Annotated in this window: 1 protein-coding gene; it reads right to left on the reverse strand. The window is 61.3% G+C overall.

Annotation, left to right across the window (positions count from 1 at the left end; genetic code table 11):
* Positions 1 to 244 precede the first annotated feature (244 nt).
* A complete protein-coding gene (locus tag ACWD5Q_RS35495) occupies positions 245 to 1,108 on the reverse strand; it encodes an SDR family oxidoreductase (RefSeq protein ID WP_451431188.1) in 864 nt (287 codons plus the stop codon).
* Positions 1,109 to 1,519: the final 411 nt, after the last annotated feature.

The following is a 1,519-nucleotide window of genomic DNA, read 5'->3' on the forward strand; positions in this document are numbered from 1 at the left end:
CACGGCGGCCGCTCACCCCTTCTCATGTGCAGGCTAACAAGTCATCAGACCCCTTCATTCCGAGGCGAGTTGCAGCATTCTGTTAGGAGTTCTTATTGCGGCAGTTTCTGCCTGGCCCTTCTCGCGACCGCGCCGGATGACCGGGCTGGTGCCTCGGTAGCCGCCGTCTGCGATCACCGTCGTCCGGCTGTGATCGGCTCCAGCGCGTCTCAGGTCGGACTGCTTGCGGTCCGTCGGGAAGCGGTCAGCCGGCGACGGGAGTCTCAGGCTGCATCTCGTAGGAGTGCTGGATGGCCTGATGCCGGGTCCCGAGGCCATCCGTGACCTTGCGCTCCCAGGGAACCTGCTGGAGGCGCTTGGTCTCTTCGACCATCGACGTGGGCTCCAGATTGCGGAAACTGTCGACCTCTCCGGCAGCGACGGACGTCAATGTCGCATAGACCGCTTCAGGATCGAACTGTGCTCGGGGGAAGGCGAGCTTGGAGTAGTCAAAAAGCCGCTGAGACGGGTCGTCCTCCCAGCTCTCCCAGGTCTGGAACATGCGGTCGTTGAAGCCGGTCAGGAATGGCCCCGGATTAACCGTTGCGACTTCGATGTTGTGCTCCTGCAGCTCGTAGGCCATGGTTTCGGCGATCGCCTCGACCGCATGCTTGGAAGCGGAGTAGATGCCGGTGAAGGGGTTGACGTTCAAGCCCTCTCGGGATGAGACCCAAACGATTCTTCCGGCGCCGCGCTTGACCATCTGCTTGGCAATCCCCTGAGTGAGGAGCAGGGGTCCGGTGACGTTGACCTCGAACTGATGCCGGATGTTCGGTGCGGGAATGTCGACTGTTGAGCCGCCTTCGCCGACTCCTGCGTTGTTCACGAGGATCTCCACACCCCAGTTGAGGGCTTTGCGACGATCACCGTCGTTGGTGACATCGAGCTTCTCGACCTGCAGGTTCACTCTTCGCTCGGCCGCCTGCCGCTTCAGCGTCTGGACCTGGGCGTAGATCTCCACCGCGGCGATCACATCGAAGCCTTTTTCCGCCAAGCGCATGGCAGCTTCATACCCGAAGCCGGTACCCGCCCCTGTGACGAGGACCTTCTTGAGAGCTGAACTTGCCATGTTGGTGTGCTGCCTTTCGTGTTGCTGATTCAGCGGTCACCGGGGCCCCGGCCGCCGAGTGGACTCCACTTGTGGACCGGACTGAGGCATGCCGGCACGCTGTCCGTCATACGCGAACACGCCTTCTGTCAAAGGCGGCTCGCTGGGCCGCTGAACTCGAAGATGTCGAGATTTCCACCGGCCCTCGGCACCGCACGTCACGGAGATAGTCCAAATCTCGATTGCCATCGAGGTGGTCGTCGTAAAATTGCTGTAATCCACCGTCGCCTTCGGATGTCCGAAGTTCCCAGTGCCTGACTGGCTGGCTGGCTGTCATGCAACGTCGCTTCCGTAGTGTGATCTTGGTCGGGTAGGGTTCTGATCTTGTGGCGAGTGGGCACATAGCTGGTGAGACATACCCCGAGCGGACAC

It is taken from the genome of Streptomyces sp. NPDC002513, from assembly GCF_053595355.1.